Source organism: Novipirellula galeiformis, assembly GCF_007860095.1.
GTDB classification, from domain to species: domain Bacteria; phylum Planctomycetota; class Planctomycetia; order Pirellulales; family Pirellulaceae; genus Novipirellula; species Novipirellula galeiformis.
This window is the reverse complement of record NZ_SJPT01000005.1, coordinates 618066-633332: the sequence shown is the minus strand read 5'-3', so window position 1 is coordinate 633332 and position 15267 is coordinate 618066. Positions and strand designations below refer to the sequence as shown.

The following is a 15267-nucleotide window of genomic DNA, read 5'->3' as shown; positions in this document are numbered from 1 at the left end:
ATGCTCGGGGTTGCACGGCCCACCCCGCAATCAACTTAACAGGACGTTCAGCGCGAACAGCAGTGCCGCGATCACGCCGATCAAGATACCGGCCACTGCGTCGTTTTCGAAACCGCGAGTGAGAGAGTCGATGAGGCGTTTACAAGAAAACGCGAGTTTGGCGACGAGGCGGTTGGAATGCTTCCTGATCATCGACGTTTCGATGATGGCGAGGAACTTCCAGGCACGTCCGCACTGGTTCATTGCCAATGTTAGCGGAACCACCAGATCGCCGGCGGGGATGCGGAGGATTTGCAAAGGTCGGCGAAGTCCGCCCCCAAATAAAACCAGCAACACCATCACGGCCGCCGTCAGGATGGGCCAGGTAGCAGCCCACACCTTGTAAGCGGCTAACGAGAACCAGGTGGCTTCGGTTGGTAGTGACCAGCGCAATACGAAAAACAATAGCACGACACAAACCGTTAGAATCGCCCACGGAATCGCGATCGCGGGTGTGAGCACGCCATGCGAATGCGAGCGGTTGGGCCGGACCAGATACAGAAAACGCGAAACCAACAACGCGGTTGTGATTCCCGTCAATGGCAGAATCCACGCGAGTGCCGCGGCCCAAGGTTCGGCCAGCACCGAGCCCGATTCTTTGAGTGCCATTTTCGCCGCATATCCGGTCGTTAGCGGAAGTCCCGCCAAGGAGAATGCGGCGATGATGAGGCCGACGTTTACCCACCTTCGCTGCCATGCTGTCTTCATTTCAGATTGGGCGACGCCGACTCCTAGAAACAGCGATGCCTTAGCGATGGCATGGTGCGTCGCGTAAACCAAGATGGCTGTGGAAACAATCGGCCACGACTGAGGTGTCATCATCGCGATGCCAATCATGACGCCGACAAGCCCCATTTGGCTGACACTTGAATAGGCCAATACCGTTTTGGGGTTGTCGTGCGTCAGTCCAAACAAAACGGCCAGGAAGGTGGAGGTCAATCCGGCGACGATGCACGCGCCGCCCCAGTCGTTCATGGCGAGGGCGCCCAACGGTAAAAAGCGAAGCATCCCTAACAAGCCGGTTTTGATGATCGCACCACTCAACACCGCGCTGGCCGGCGTGGGCGCCGCCGGGTGAGCCAGCGGCAGCCAAAAGTGCAACGGCATCAAACCTAACTTAATTCCGAACCCGACCACAACCAAGCCCACGATGACGCGCCGAAACGGTGACACCGCGAGTTTCTCGGCCAAGCCATCGAAGTACAGCGAATCCGTTTGCTGTGCCGTCAAAATTACGGCCCAAAACAGCAATACTTCACCCAATACGGCCAGCGTGATGTAGACGTGGCCTGCGCGTAGGCTGGCCGGTTGACGATCGTGGATGATCAGTCCGTACGCAGCAAGGCTCATCACGGTGTAGAACAGCAGAAAGCTGCCCATGTCCTGAGAAACGATGACTCCTAGATTGCCCAGCATCGTTATCAAATGAAACAGGTCAAAGCGATCTCGCGCCGCGTCCTTCGCCAGGTAAGCATTCGCATAGATTCCCGCAGCCAGCCACAGGATTGATGTGAATGCCAGAAAGATTTGTCCGGTTGCATCCAGCCCCAGTCGCGAACCGAGCAGCAACCAAGGTAGATCGACGGCAAAATCCGACGCGACAATCGACAGTAGGATCGCTGGCAGTGGAGCCCATGCAGTGAACCGCTGCAATTTGCTGCGAGTTGACTGCAGGGGCCAAGCCGCAATCAGCACCAGCGGAAACAGAATCGTCAGTAGTAACAGCGTTTCGTTCACGGTCGGTACTCCCGCTCGACGATCAGCCGCGCCCAGTCCAGCGGACTGAACGGCATGCTGGCAAGTAGTCCAACCAAGACCACGGAGATGGCGGTCAAAACCGGCGGGATCAGCAACAGAAGATGGGTTTCAAATCGTCCGCGTCCGTGATCGTGCGGCCACGGACCGTCGGGCGGTTTGAACCAAGTGGCGTACACAATCGGCAGAAAGTAGATCGCGTTCAACACGGTGCTGCCGGCCAACACACCGACCACCCACCATTGCCCCGCGGCGATCGCACCGCTTCCCAGCAGCCACTTGGTCACAAAACCTGCCATCGGTGGGACGCCGATCATTCCCAACGCCGCGATCGTGAATGCGGACATCGTCCAAGGCATCCGTCGTCCGACTCCATTGAGTTCACTGACTTCATGAATACCCAATGTTTCCGCCAGATTCCCAGCGGCAAAGAACAACGTGATCTTCATCAGGCCTTGATGGACCAGATGCACGATCCCGCCAACGGTCGCGATCGGTCCGACAATGGCAGCTCCCAAGGCGATATAAGAAACCTGGCTGATGGTCGAGTAGGCCAATCGTCGCTTTAAGTCGTTCTGATAAACCGCCCGCAGCGATCCGTACAAAATCGTCACCGCCGCCGCGATCGCCAACGGAGTCGCGACGCCAAGCTCTCCACAGAATTCCACGCCGAAGACGTCGTAGACCACTCGTACGATGCCAAAGGCACCCGCTTTGACGACGGCCACCGCGTGCAACAGCGCGCTGACCGGAGCGGGGGCGACCATCGCTTCGGGCAGCCAACCGTGCAGCGGGACCAATGCTGCTTTGACGCCAAAGCCAACGATCAACAACGCAAAGATCCAGCGAAACGTGTTTCGATACTCGTGGCCGGCACTCTCCAGGAATCCCCCGACGACGAACTCCACCGGACCGACGATCGACTGCAGCCAAACCATTGCCAACAACAGCACCGCACCACCGGAAACCGTGTACGCCAAATAGATCCGTCCGCCGCGAATCGCCTCTGGGGTGCCACGATGAACGACCAAAGGATACGTCGTCAGGGTTAGCATCTCGTAGAAGACCAAAAACGTCAGCAGATTGGCCGACAGAGCGATCCCCGATGTCGCCGCCACACACAAACTGAAAAAGCCAAAGAAACGCCCACAGTGAGGCAAGTTTTCCAGATAGCCAATCGCATAAATGGTTGTCAAAAACCACAACACGGCCGACAGTGTCACGAACAGTAAAGAGAACGGATCGGCGTGTAGGGCGAAGTCGATACTTTGAGTGATGGGAAAACGCACCACGTACACGTGGTCTTGTGATACGCCCCACAGCATCATCGCTACCAACAACAGTTTCACCGACGCACCGCCGAGATTGAGAATCGTGCGCGCCGTTTTCCGCTGCTCACCCAACGCGAAAATGACGAGCCCCGGAATCAGCGAACTGGCGACGACCATCAGCGGCAGCAGGTGATCCAGGTTCATGGCGTGCCTCCGCCACTCGTTGGCGAAAACGGCGCCCCGATTTCCAGTAACCCCAGTGGCAGATAGGCCAGTACGCCCAAGGCAAGCGAGGCGACGGCCAGCGCCAGCGGCGTCCATTGCATCCAAGGCGAGATCGGACGCGTTGCGACCGGACAGGACGCGATCGGATCGATGTTTTCAAACGACTTGGCGACCACGCGAAACACGTAGATCGCGGCCAGCACGCCCCCGCTGAGCATCACCAAGGCGTAACCCCATCGCCCCGACGTGACAGCGGAATTCAACAGCATCCACTTGGCGAGGAACCCGCCACTGGGCGGCAATCCCATCAGACCGACGCCGGCGATCGCGAAGGCAAAGATCGTCACGGGTTGTCGCTGAGCCGCCCCCGCCAGTTCGTCGATGCGGTCACTGTCGTGAGCGTACTTCAATGACCCCGCCGCCAAAAACGCGGCCGCTTTTGCCAATGAATGCGACGCTGCGAAGAGCACCGCACCACTCCATGCCATGGTCGTTTCCACAGTTAGCGAGAAGACTAGAAACAGATACCCGATCTGAGCAACCGTCGAATAGGCGACCAGCAGCTTCAAATGCGTTTGGCGAATCGCTTGGATCGAACCCCACAGAATCGCAGTCGCACCGAGGACACCGAGCAAGTGACCTACCAATCGCAAGTCCGCGTAGGGAAAGACATCGAACCACAGCCGTAGCAACACGTAAAACGAAGATTTCAGCACCAAACCTGACAACAGAGCACTGGCCGGGGAGGGCGCGGCCGCATGGGCCGGCGGCAACCAATAGTGAAGCGGAAACAAGGCCGTTTTCAATAACAATCCGACGGCAATCAAAACGATCGAACAACGGCTCGGCAAGTCGAATTGAAACTTCGTCGCCAACAGATGCAGATCGACCGTTCCATAGCTGCTGTAGAGTAGCGCCACCCCCAGCAAAAAGAATAGCGATGCGGTAACCGCTACGATCAAGTACCGCAGCGCAGCTGCCAACGCATCGACGGTGCCTGCCAAACCGATCAATGCGACCGCCGTCAACGTCAGCAATTCCAAGGTCACATACAGATTGAATAAGTCTCCGGCCAGAAACAACGCGTTGAGCGACGCGAACAAAAATAGGCACAACGGCCAAAAGTACTCGCCTGAGTGGTGGCTGCGAGGGTGCGCGAAGTACGAAGGTGAGTATACGACGATGGCCAGTCCCACCAACGCCGTCATCAGTAACATCAATGCGCTCAGACCGTCCACATACAAGTCAATCCCTAGCGGTGCCCCCCAACCACCGACTTCGTACCGCAGTCTCCCCTGGTAAAACACCGAATGTGCGAGGTGGCCCGCCAGCACAATTTGCACGCTCGCCACGACGATCGTCAGCACCACCGCAACTCGGCGCACGACAAACGCAATGATACCTGCGGCCAGCGGCAACGTGATTAGTCCGACCATCGCAAGTTCAGGCGTCATCCGTTCCCCGCCTTTCCGCATGCAGGGAAAGTTCGGTCCGCTGAGTCTCGCGGTGAAAGCGACGAAGCGACGCCAATGCGAGCGCCGTCGCACTGACCGAAACGACCAGCCCGGTTAACACCATCGCGTGCGGCACCGAATCGGGCTGTCCATCGGGAGTCCGATGAGCCAACGCGACAAGGACAAGGAACGTGCCACTGCCCATCAGATTCAATGAAATCACTTTACGGAGCAAATGTCGGCAGATGACGACGCCATAGAACCCGATGCCAAACAGCATGACTCCACAAACGGCATACAGAGTGGCAATCGTCACGGCGCAGCCTCGTCGCGGGGAATCTCGTCGCGGGGCACAGGCGATTGCGTTTCTCGAAGCGTTCCGGAGCCAAACAGTGCCAGCAAGATCGCAGCGATCGAAACGGCGGCTGCCGATTCAATCAACAGAATCAGCGTCTTGGCTGCCGAGGGCGGATACTGCAACAGGTTTCGCTGGCTTGTCAGCATGACTGCGGTCGCCACGACGAGAAATACGGCCAGCCCCGCCACCAGCAGAAGTCGCTCGCCGCGCTGGGATAGGTTTCGCGTCCACGGCACGCCACCAAGTTTCAACAGCACGCCCATCGCGGCCAACACCGCGGCTGCTTGAAAGGCGCCGCCCGGTGCGTGTCCACCAACCCACAGCAGATATCCGGCAACGACAATCATCACGGGTGCAAGGATGCGAATGAAACCGAGCAGCACCGGATTGACGGATCGGTTTCGCTCGACCTCAAGCGACGCATCGGCAGTGGTCAATACGCGTGTACCGATCACGGCCAGCAACAACACCACGATCTCCAACATCGTGTCGTAGCCGCGAAAGTTCAACAGCACCGCGGTGACCGGGTTCTTGGCACCGGCCTGGTCAAGTTCAGCTTCCACCGCCCCGGACAACCCGACCGCTTCGCTTGGCAGGCTGAAGATCGCGATCCCCAGGATGCCAATCATCGCCGCGACGACGATGGCAAACGCAATGTTGATGAGTGCTACGGGGGGCGGTTGGCTCATGCATCAACCTCCGTCTTCTCGGACGGCGTCCTCGGGGCAGGAGGCTTCGTGATTGCCGCCAACGTCGAAAGCAACAAGGCTCCGGTCAACCCCGCACCAATCGCCGCTTCGGCCAACGCAATATCAGGGGCGTCGAGCCGCGCCCAAGCCAAAGCCATGACGAGGCCCAGCATGATGAACAGCACAATCGCCTTGAATAGATCGGCAGTGGCAAGCGTCTGGCATGCCAACCAAATCAGGCTTCCGCACAGCGTGATGTCCAAAATCCACAACAGACTGTTCATCGCTTACTCCACGGTCGCTCGCCACGGCGTACTGCCGACCTCGCAATCAAGTGGCACGTCGTTGCGCCTGCGACCAAAACTAGCATCCAGATCAACACCAGCTTGGACGCGATGAATATCGATCCCGATCGCAGCAATAACCCCATCACCAATAGCCCCAAACCGACATTGTCGGCTTTCGTCGTCGCGTGTAGCCGCGTGAACACATCGGGAAGACGCAACATGCCGACGCTGCCCGCGATGAAGAACAGACAACCGGTTGCGATCAAGACGATGGACGTAATGTCGAGGATGCTCATTCCTACTCACCCGTTTCCATTGCCTGATAACGCTGGACAAATGCGATTCCGGTAACCGCGGCCAACAACGCGAACACCAACGCCACATCCAGCAATGCCGGTCGCGAGGTCGCTTCGGAAAGCAACAAGATAACGGCGACTCCCGTCGTGCCCATCAACTGTGCTGCCAGCATTCGATCCGAGGCCGTGGGCCCACGCACCACGCGGACGAGTCCCGCAATCATGCTTGCCAATAACACCACCACAAGCAGCAACAACGTATGCGTCATACGCTCTCTCCCTGCTCGCCAAGCGGATTGAGCCGGATGGCAAACATGCTTGCAACGGCGTCTTCCAGAGTTCTCAGTTCCCGCTGCACCGGCGGATTGACATTAATCACGTGCACGGAAAGTACATCCTTGCGAACGTCCACACTGACCGTTCCCGGCAACAGGTTCACCACGTTCATAAAGAACGTTCGCGACGTACCGGCGGGCAAACGTAATGGGTACGCGATCATCTGTGGATCAATGGGCAAACGCGGGTGCATCGACCGCCAAGCGACGTCGATCCCGCCCACAATCGACGAGCGGACGAAATGGGGGCCGAACGCGAACAAGCCCATAACGGACCACCGCCAGCGATCCTCAGACGCCAAGTGCACCGCAAATAGCGATGCTGCCAAAACGACGGGGCCACCGACGATCCACGAATCGCCGCTCGCCTCGGTTAGCGATGCCCATAAACCGGCCAAAACGATCAATGTCACCATGAATCTCATCACCGCATTATACGCGTAGCCGTGGTGCACCACGTTGATGTTTGCGGCTCTTGATTAGGGATGAGCGTCGTGGTCGTCGAACGGCTCATTGGTCCTGCTTTGCGGTGATCCGGCGACAGATTTCCTCGGCTCCGATTCGCCGAGTTGGTCGATGGCTTCTTTGGCGGCGTCCGAGAATGGCAGCAGGATCAAGTTGACTCTTGCATTGCTTAATGTAGAGGCGTCACGTTCGTTGTGCGCGGTCGCGGCGATCGATCCGGTATAGCCATAGCGAGACAACGCGTGCACTAAGGCGAGATTGACCGAAACCTGCGGCACCGAACTGACCACCCAACGCGTGTGCGAGAGCGGCAGCGTCGATGCAAACTCGGGGTCTTCCGCATCGCCGTAGACGACCGAGTGTCCCGACTCGCGGAGCCGATGCACCACATCGGGATCAAAGTCGACTCCCAACACACGTTGCCCTCGCTCGGTCAGTTCGCGAGAAAGATGATTCCCAAAACGCCCCAGACCAAACACGATCGTGTCAAAACCTCGTGAGGGCTCGACGGTCGTTTCCAGTTCAACTTCGCGAAACGGATTTTTCTTCTCGGACCAGGACATGAAGGGAGCAAGCCAGTCATACAACGGGTGCGAGTAGAGAATCAGGTAGGTAGACAGTGTGATCGTGATCAAGCCCACGAGTGTGATCAGCCCCAAGACTTCACCGGATATATGCCCGAGGTCTTTTCCCAGTGCACCAAGCATCAAGGAAAACTCGCTGATCTGGGCGACCGTCAATCCGGCCAGGAAGCCCGTTCGTTTTCGGTACCCCATCCGTCCCATAATGATGATCACGATCAGCGGATTGCCGACCAGCACGAACAACGATAGAGCCAGCGACGGCAGCAGTTGCGATCCGAGCAAACTGAGTTTGAGATGGGCACCTAGATCGACAAAGAAGAACAGCAGCAAGAAGTCGCGTAGGCCGATCAGACGCGACCCGAGAGCTTCCCGGTGCGGCAACCCAGCAAGCGACACACCTGCTAAGAACGCACCGACCTCTTTGCTGAACCCCAGCCAATCACCGATCGCCGCCAGCGCGACCGCCCACCCGATCGCTAGCGTCGTCAGTAATTCGGCCGAACGAGCCGCATGATGATACAGCTTCGGCAGCACGTAACGCATCAGCAGACCGACGGCGACCAGCAAACCGATTCCTTTGACAACGACCAACGAGATGCCCTGCACCCAGTGGACGCCGGTGCTGGCCCCGAACGCGGTCAGCGCGATCATCACCAAGACCACCACCAAGTCTTGGACGATCAAAAAACCGATGGCAATGCGTCCATGCAACGAGTCAATCTCGCGTTTGTCCGACAACAATTTGACGATGATGATCGTGCTGGAGAACGTCAACGCAACGGCCACGTAGAGCGAGGCCAGATGCGAAAACCCCATGACAAGGCAGAGCAAGTAGCCAATCACCGACGTGAACGTCACCTGTCCCAAGCCGGTGGCTAGCGACACGGGCCCCATCGTGCGAATCACGTTCAAGTCCAACTTTAAGCCGACCGTGAACAACAACAGTGCAATGCCGGTCTTCGCCAGCAGGTCGATTTCGCTGCCGATGGAAACCCATTTCAAGCCCGCCGGTCCGACTAGGATTCCAACCGCGATGAAGGCGACAATCAACGGTTGTTTGAGCCAATGCGCAACAAAGCCCAGAACACCGGCTGCCGCCAGCAATAGCGCAAACTCGTAAAAGACGTTTCCAGATCCCAATCGCACGCTCCGGCGAGGTCTTTATCGATCGATCAGTCGAACGTCAGCGGCGACTAAAACGTCGCTGGTTTGACGGTCAACACGGAACGGTCGATTTCATCGAGTATCTTTTCCGCGGTATTCCCGATGAAGAAAACTGGGATGCCGGTCCGGCACACCGTTCCCATCACGAGCAAGTCGGCTTTCTGGGCCTTGCCCATTTCAGGGATCGCGGACGAGGCAATTCCTTTGACCATGTGAACCTGTGCCGCACCGTCCGTGTGTTTCTCTATCAAGACATCCAAAAGTGCCTGATGCCGCTCCGACTCCTCTTGAATGTACCCGGGAATCTCTGACTCCGTCATTTGTGCTCGTCCCTGCATGATCGATTCTCAGAATAGCGTCCAAGCATGATCGATGTGCAGCTCCGCGTCGTTTTCCTCTGCCATCGATGCGGAAAGATTCAGAATCAACGCGTTCAGTGCATCCCTATCGATTTCCGTCGGATCGGGATCCACCGCCGCCATGATCCGCAACAGCTGCCGGGGACAAGCTGCCGGGGACAAGCTGCCGGGGACATAGCACTTTGAAAGGGGGAGATACTTCCAATATGCTAGCTATCGATTGCTCCCCTCGTTTCTGCCCCCCCCAATGTGCTGTGTCCCTTAGAACTTCCCTTAGAGCTCCCGTGCATAGTGCTGCGTCCCTCAGAGCTCTCGGAGCTCACCTCTGTGAGCGAACACTGTCGCGGCTGACCATCGAGGATGGCTGCATCGGGTGTCAGACTTGGATTGCGTCGCCAATTTTCTAACCTCGCATTTTTTAACCTTCTCGCGTGACAGCCAATGGCATTTGCTTTGCAAACGATTGCGATCTCTGCGGCGAGCATCGTCGGCAACGTTCGAGTTCGTCAGCCTTTTGACACGACTCGGCGTGGAGATAAGGATTAAGTTAAATGAAAGGTTAGAAAATTCGAATGCAAAACCGATTTCGTCGAAACGATTCGAGACAACCTTGTTCAAGGACATGACCGGGTTGGCTGGCACCGATTAGCAGGCACCGATTAGCACCAATTAACACGACTCATTGCGGGGACGTTGCCTCTCGCAATGTTGTAAGTGGCCGTAGGCCAACCGGGTCGGTCTTGATTTTGAGTCTGCCAACGGCAAACATTTAATTTAGCCTGCGGCATCGCGACGGCCGGGCAAAAAAGTTCGCGCGTTTGCGTTGGCCAACGGCTATGATCAACATCGTCCCCGCCCCCTTCCTCAACTGGACTTGCCTAAATTGAAATGTAATCGACGCGTCGCGATTGGTTCCGTCGTTGCGGGCTTGGCAGCTCGCTGGGCCTACGCCGACGATAACGGAGCCACATCGAAACAGGAATCGGTGTGGGGACCGCTGTGTGTCTTTGCCAAACCGCTGCAGATGCTGAGCTTTTCAGAATTGGCCGATCTGTTGGTCGATCAGAAATGGGACGGGATCGAGGCGACGGTCCGCGAGGGAGGCCAAGTCGATCCGTCGAAAGTCGATCAGCAGTTGCCCAAGTTGGTCGAGGCGCTGGCCGCCAAAGAGAAACGCGTTGTCTTGTTCGCCAGCGACATCAACAGCGTCGAGCAACCGTTGACCGAGTCGACCTTGCGGGCTGCGGCCAAATTGGGCGTCCGCTACTATCGCATGTCGTATTACCGGTACGACCTTAGCCGCCCGATCCTGCCTCAGCTGGATCAGTTCACGCGTCAGGTCGAGCAATTGGTCGCGCTCAATCGCGAACTGGGAATGACCGCGTTGTACCAAAACCACGCTGGCACGCGGTACTGCGGCGCGGGGATGTGGGATCTGTATCGGATCGCTGCCGATCAGCCCAAACAACAATTGGCCGTTGCCTTTGACATCCGCCACGCAACGGTGGAAGCAGGCCTTTCCTGGCCCGTGCACTGGAGCATGCTCCGCGAACATGTTGGCGCGTTGTACTGCAAAGATTTTCGTTGGGATCAAGCGAAGGTAGAGAATGTGCCGCTAGGATTGGGGCTGGTTCCCGATAGCTTTTATGCTGGGCTGCGAAAGGACCCGATCGAGGGAATCCCCGTCTCGGTCCATATGGAATACATCGATCATCGTGACCCTGAGAAGGCTGCCCAACGTATCCAAGCCGTCGCCGACGACCGTCAAGCGATCCGGCGACTGCTAGGTGTTTGACGGCCGAGTTGCCAGGAACGGAAATCTGCTGCCCCTCGGTTTCCTATCCCCGAAAATGTGCGGTGTTTCTCGGAGCTGGGGTTTGACTCTGGCACATCGATTCCCATTGGATCATTCGAGTCCCGTGGCCAAGAAAGTCCCGTGGCTGGGAAACCGATCAACCGATCAAGCCTCGACTCTCGAGTTCGGCCTTCATGCGTTTGATACTGAGTGCGTCGTAAACCAGCATCTCAATACGGTCGCCATCTTGCTGGAAAACCCATTTGCCGGGACGGGATTGCTCGCAGCGGAGGTCCTCGGACCACAGCACTCTGCGTCCATCGGGTAGGACCAAACCATGCTCAAACACGTCTACTTTCGGAAACCAGTACCACGCCGAAGCCAGCCCGGTAGCGAACGAGAGAAAAATAGCCATCACGAGACGATAGCCCCAGATGAAATCACCCGCTGGAATTCGCCCAAAGCCACGGACAAAGATCGTGCCACTGGTTTCCAGATCCCAGGCGATCCAGCATCCAATCGCCAGCAGGATCATGCCAACAAGACCCGCACTCCATTTGGCAGCGGAAACGGGCGTGGACCAGAGCTTTGGCCCTAAGTCACTTGACTGCATTTCGATTCGTTTCTTTTGAAGTTGCACTACTGCCGTGCTGTCAGGAAATCATAACCCGACGCGTTAGCGAGGGATCGGTGCCAGAACGATGTTGCCGCGGCGCCGCTAGCGAATTTTGGAAAAGAGGGCTGCGACTTCATTCCAAAGTGGCCCCTTCACCTCCAAGGCTCGCGATGCAGCAATCCGCTGCAGAACCGCTTCGGGCGTCTCTCCGCGAAAGGTGGCCAACGCGAAGGCTGTGAGCGTCGGTGAACGAGACATCCCCGCGGAGCAAGCGACCAACGTGCGATGCCCTGAGCGAAGTAGGTCCACGATCGTTTGGAGGGCGAGTTGGAGGACGATGGCATCATTGCCAGCCCCGTCGAGAATCGGAAACCGACAATAGATCAGCTGTCGAGGCAGCGGGGTGGGAGGCTCTTCATAGGCGAGATCCACCACCGCTCGGATTCCCAGATCAAACAACGAATGTGGATCGCGAGTGTCCATCGCGTGACCGACCCATAGTTGACCGACCTCAATTTCTTGCATCGTTCCCGAGCCTCGTTCGCCCCAAAAGTGATGGAACCTTGAGTGAGATCCGCGATCCCAATTGGCTTGGCCAATCGGGACCCTACTGCGTACTCGCTAGCACGTGCTAGCGAGTACGGTTTGCCAATCAGTACCCTCGGCGGGATTCGAACCTGCGACCTGCTCGTTAGGAATGAGCTGCTCTATCCAGCTGAGCTACGAGGGCGATAGAAACGGAAGTTTGAAGCGAGAGAGCGAAAGTGTGAAGGGGGAAGAAACTACTTTTTTTCCAACACGCTGCGTACCGACTTCGTCACTTGCTCGGCTAACTTCTTCGATCCGGCGGCAGTGTAATGGACATTCGCTTTTCGTTGTAAGTCTGCGTGTGCCACGGCGAATGCATACATCGCATCGGTTTGGATGCCGCCGAGCTCGGCGAGCACCTTCGCAGCGGCTTCATTGTAACGTTTCGCATCGCCAGCGACACGTCCGGCCGAGCCGTCGGGGACCGGCGTCGTTTCTTGCCAAATCACCGTCGCTCCGGTCGCTTTGAGTCGCTCCGCGATCTTCTTCAAATTGGCCGCGTATTGGTCGATCGGCACTTGGTGATGGCTGGTCGCGGCGTTGGGATCCGCCAAACTTTGCCCTTTTGGACCGATGTATTTCAGATCATGAAGCCCAAAATTGAAGTGAATGACGTCCCATTTGCGATCCCCCAACCAAGCGTCGAGCGAGGCCAGCCCGCGGGTCGTCGGCCCACAATTCGCCGCGGGGCGATAGACATTGGCGACCCCCTCGAGCTGGTTGCGAACGTCGAGCATGTAACCGATCGAGATCGAATCTCCGATCAACAACACATTTGGCAGCCCGGCGATCTCCACCGGCGGCGCGAATGCCGGGTTCACCTTTTTAACGGTTGGTTTACGATTCGGGGTCGGTTTCGTCTTGGCTGAATTGACATCGGGCCGCTCCGCTGACACCACCGCGGAAGCAAACACGACAGTCGCTATCATGAGGGCAGAAACGATGAAACCTGCATGGGTTGCGGAGCTCTTCATGTTATTCCTTCCATTTACTCGGTTGCTAACGATCCACAGATGACCATCCTAACTAATCAAGCGACCTATCGTATCCTGGATGCGTCCATCAATCGAGCGACCGAGGGACTTCGCACGCTCGAAGAGTATGCTCGTTTCGCGCTGGACGATGCTGAAATCAGCGGCGAATTGAAGTCGATTCGCCACGATTTAACGACCGTGACCAACCAACATCTCGATCGTCTGAGGCTGATCGAGGCTCGCGATACCCCAGGGGACGTGGGCACCGCGATTGGGGAGGCCGCCGAATACCAACGCGCTTCGGTCCAGGCGGTGATCGCAGCCGCCTCGTCGCGTATCGCACAATCGTTGCGCGTGATCGAAGAGTACGGTAAAACCATCGACGCCAATTTTGCGGCCCAGGTGGAACAAATCCGCTATCGCCATTACCAGATGGCTGCCGCTTTAGAATTGCAAGCGTTCAAGGCCACGCGAGCCAGCCAGCTCGCCGCGGCCCAGCTTTACCTGCTAATGGATGGGGGTGAGTCGGAGGATCAATTCGTCGCGTCGATCGAGCAACTCGCTGCGGCCGGTGTCGATATTTTCCAGCTCCGCGCCCCCGAACTCGATGACCGCACCCTCTACGAGCGAGCGTGCGTGGGCGCGGCGGTCGCAAAAAAACACGGGCGTTTGTTCATCGTCAACGACCGCGTGGATATCGCGGTTGCGGCCGATGCCGATGGGGTCCACGTGGGACAAGAGGAATTGCCCGCCGCCGCCGCGCGAGCGATCCTGGGCGCTCGTCGCTTGCTCGGCATTTCCACTCACTCGATCGAACAAGCTCGCCAAGCGGTCGATGACGGTGCCGATTACATCGGTTGTGGCCCCGTTTTCACTAGCCGCACGAAGCAGTTTGATCGTTACGTTGGCCCTGCCTTCTTGAACCAGGTCTCCGGTTCGATCCACTTGCCCGCGTTCGCGATCGGTGGCATTGACGAGCACAACGTGGCGAAGGTGATCGAAACCGGTTGCCATCGCATCGCTGTTAGCGGTGCGATCCGCGATGCGGAGGATCCCGTGCATGCCGCGGAAGCGTTAAAGCAATGTTTGATGCAGGCGGGCTAATCGGGATTGTTCATCGGAACGATGATTTTCGCTTCGATCTTGGCTTTCATCACCCACAGCAAAGGCGAGGGAATACCACTCATTGCTCGGTCCCTCGCCAACGCGGCAAGTTAGGATTTGCTCAAAGCAAAGGCAAGAAGGTCACTGTAAAATGGACGCATCGTCTTGTCCGTCATCGGGGCTGAGGCGGTCGTTGCCAGCACTCCCGACTCGGAGTTCATGCCATGACGAGACACTAAAGCCACTGTTCGATTTGAACCTTCATCTGTTCCACGCCATTTGGCGAATAGCCTTCCCAAACGCCACGGATCGTCCCCTTGCGATCGACTAGGATCGTCGTTGGAAAATACATGTGCGGTTTTTCGAGGCGCTCGGCAACATTCAAACGTGTCGTGCCGCGAGGGTCCGCGAACACTTCGGTCGAGGCCGCGATCGACCCCAGGTACTCTCGCGTTTTCTTGGTCAGACCTTCGATTGTTTCCGAAGAGCCAGCTTCGCAAGAAATCGAGATGAATTCAAAGGCATCGTTGGTTTCAAATTCGCGAGCCATTTCGGCCAAGTGGGGATACTCCATCTTGCAAGGACCGCACCACGTTCCCCACAAATGGATCAATGCCACTTTCCCTTCGGCCATCGTTTCAAGCGTCATTTCTGCGGGGTCGACCGACAACCGAACCAGCTCCAATTGCGGTGCCGGTTTGCCAATCGCAACGCTGTCTTGGCTGGAGGGACGATTTCGACTGACAGCAAATAATCCGAACGCTAAAATCAATAATCCTACCGGCCACCATGCTCGTTTTGCTGAGGGCTGTCGAGAATTTTGGTTCATGTCGATGGCTTCGGAAGGTTGGTTCACGCGGAGGGTCGCTTGTAAAAAATAAACTTGTTCAAAAAGAAAAAGGATGTCAC

At 57.2% G+C, this 15267-nt stretch carries 17 protein-coding genes and 1 tRNA gene; 2 read left to right on the top strand and 16 right to left on the bottom strand.

Translation table 11 applies throughout. From position 1 onward, the window contains the following. Nucleotides 1–30: 30 nt before the first annotated feature. The 11 genes from Pla52o_RS16530 to Pla52o_RS16480 are packed head-to-tail and all read right to left on the bottom strand — an operon-like array spanning nucleotide 31 to nucleotide 9260. On the bottom strand, nucleotides 31–1776 hold the full coding sequence (locus tag Pla52o_RS16530) for a complex I subunit 5 family protein (protein ID WP_146595680.1): 1746 nt from the start codon (nucleotides 1774–1776) through the stop codon (nucleotides 31–33). Next, complete coding sequence (locus Pla52o_RS16525) at nucleotides 1773–3269, bottom strand: complex I subunit 5 family protein (RefSeq protein WP_146595679.1); 1497 nt, start codon at nucleotides 3267–3269, stop codon at nucleotides 1773–1775. Before Pla52o_RS16525 ends, Pla52o_RS16530 begins: the two co-directional genes overlap by 4 nt. Beyond that, nucleotides 3266–4744, bottom strand: coding sequence for a complex I subunit 5 family protein (locus Pla52o_RS16520; protein WP_146595678.1), 1479 nt, complete (start codon nucleotides 4742–4744; stop codon nucleotides 3266–3268). The genes Pla52o_RS16525 and Pla52o_RS16520 overlap by 4 nt, the downstream gene beginning before the upstream one ends. Then, nucleotides 4734–5060 (bottom strand): cation:proton antiporter subunit C, encoded by a 327-nt coding sequence (locus Pla52o_RS16515; RefSeq protein ID WP_146595677.1) that lies wholly within the window; start codon nucleotides 5058–5060, stop codon nucleotides 4734–4736. Before Pla52o_RS16515 ends, Pla52o_RS16520 begins: the two co-directional genes overlap by 11 nt. Next, entirely contained in the window at nucleotides 5057–5791 is a 735-nt protein-coding gene (locus Pla52o_RS16510) for an MnhB domain-containing protein (RefSeq protein ID WP_146595676.1), read from the bottom strand. Before Pla52o_RS16510 ends, Pla52o_RS16515 begins: the two co-directional genes overlap by 4 nt. Further along, complete coding sequence (locus Pla52o_RS16505; protein WP_146595675.1) at nucleotides 5788–6075, bottom strand: Na(+)/H(+) antiporter subunit B; 288 nt, start codon at nucleotides 6073–6075, stop codon at nucleotides 5788–5790. The genes Pla52o_RS16510 and Pla52o_RS16505 overlap by 4 nt, the downstream gene beginning before the upstream one ends. Beyond that, nucleotides 6072–6374: a monovalent cation/H(+) antiporter subunit G gene (gene mnhG, locus Pla52o_RS16500; RefSeq protein WP_146595674.1), complete on the bottom strand. Its 303-nt coding sequence runs from the start codon at nucleotides 6372–6374 to the stop codon at nucleotides 6072–6074. The genes Pla52o_RS16505 and mnhG overlap by 4 nt, the downstream gene beginning before the upstream one ends. Nucleotides 6375–6376: 2 nt before the next feature. After that, entirely contained in the window at nucleotides 6377–6643 is a 267-nt protein-coding gene (locus Pla52o_RS16495; RefSeq protein ID WP_146595673.1) for a monovalent cation/H+ antiporter complex subunit F, read from the bottom strand. Further along, complete coding sequence (locus tag Pla52o_RS16490; protein ID WP_231612417.1) at nucleotides 6640–7134, bottom strand: Na+/H+ antiporter subunit E; 495 nt, start codon at nucleotides 7132–7134, stop codon at nucleotides 6640–6642. Before Pla52o_RS16490 ends, Pla52o_RS16495 begins: the two co-directional genes overlap by 4 nt. A gap of 54 nt (nucleotides 7135–7188) precedes the next feature. Then, complete coding sequence (locus Pla52o_RS16485; protein ID WP_197169286.1) at nucleotides 7189–8898, bottom strand: cation:proton antiporter; 1710 nt, start codon at nucleotides 8896–8898, stop codon at nucleotides 7189–7191. A gap of 53 nt (nucleotides 8899–8951) precedes the next feature. Further along, nucleotides 8952–9260, bottom strand: coding sequence for a universal stress protein (locus Pla52o_RS16480; RefSeq protein ID WP_146595670.1), 309 nt, complete (start codon nucleotides 9258–9260; stop codon nucleotides 8952–8954). Nucleotides 9261–10164: 904 nt separating this feature from the next. Between Pla52o_RS16480 and Pla52o_RS16475 the strand changes: the two genes are divergently transcribed. Further along, nucleotides 10165–11076 (top strand): sugar phosphate isomerase/epimerase family protein, encoded by a 912-nt coding sequence (locus Pla52o_RS16475; RefSeq protein WP_146595669.1) that lies wholly within the window; start codon nucleotides 10165–10167, stop codon nucleotides 11074–11076. A 157-nt stretch (nucleotides 11077–11233) separates the two neighbouring features. Here the strand turns inward: Pla52o_RS16475 and Pla52o_RS16470 are convergent, their stop codons facing one another. The 4 genes from Pla52o_RS16470 to Pla52o_RS16455 all read right to left on the bottom strand — a co-directional run bounded on the left by Pla52o_RS16470 (nucleotide 11234) and on the right by Pla52o_RS16455 (nucleotide 13209). After that, complete coding sequence (locus Pla52o_RS16470) at nucleotides 11234–11689, bottom strand: hypothetical protein (protein WP_146595668.1); 456 nt, start codon at nucleotides 11687–11689, stop codon at nucleotides 11234–11236. Between the two features lie 105 nt (nucleotides 11690–11794). Further along, complete coding sequence (locus tag Pla52o_RS16465; RefSeq protein ID WP_146595667.1) at nucleotides 11795–12217, bottom strand: protein-tyrosine phosphatase family protein; 423 nt, start codon at nucleotides 12215–12217, stop codon at nucleotides 11795–11797. 131 nt (nucleotides 12218–12348) lie between these two features. Next, nucleotides 12349–12422: transfer RNA gene (locus tag Pla52o_RS16460), tRNA-Arg, on the bottom strand. Between the two features lie 52 nt (nucleotides 12423–12474). Further along, on the bottom strand, nucleotides 12475–13209 hold the full coding sequence (locus Pla52o_RS16455) for an SGNH/GDSL hydrolase family protein (protein WP_231612398.1): 735 nt from the start codon (nucleotides 13207–13209) through the stop codon (nucleotides 12475–12477). A gap of 84 nt (nucleotides 13210–13293) precedes the next feature. Here Pla52o_RS16455 and Pla52o_RS16450 point away from each other — a divergent pair, with 84 nt between their 5' ends. Beyond that, nucleotides 13294–14358, top strand: coding sequence for a thiamine phosphate synthase (locus Pla52o_RS16450; RefSeq protein WP_146595665.1), 1065 nt, complete (start codon nucleotides 13294–13296; stop codon nucleotides 14356–14358). 235 nt (nucleotides 14359–14593) lie between these two features. On the opposite strand, the gene Pla52o_RS16445 is transcribed toward Pla52o_RS16450, so the two are convergent. Continuing rightward, nucleotides 14594–15187 carry a TlpA family protein disulfide reductase gene (locus Pla52o_RS16445; protein ID WP_146595664.1) on the bottom strand — a complete coding sequence of 198 codons (594 nt, stop codon included), beginning with the start codon at nucleotides 15185–15187 and terminating at the stop codon, nucleotides 14594–14596. Nucleotides 15188–15267: the final 80 nt, after the last annotated feature.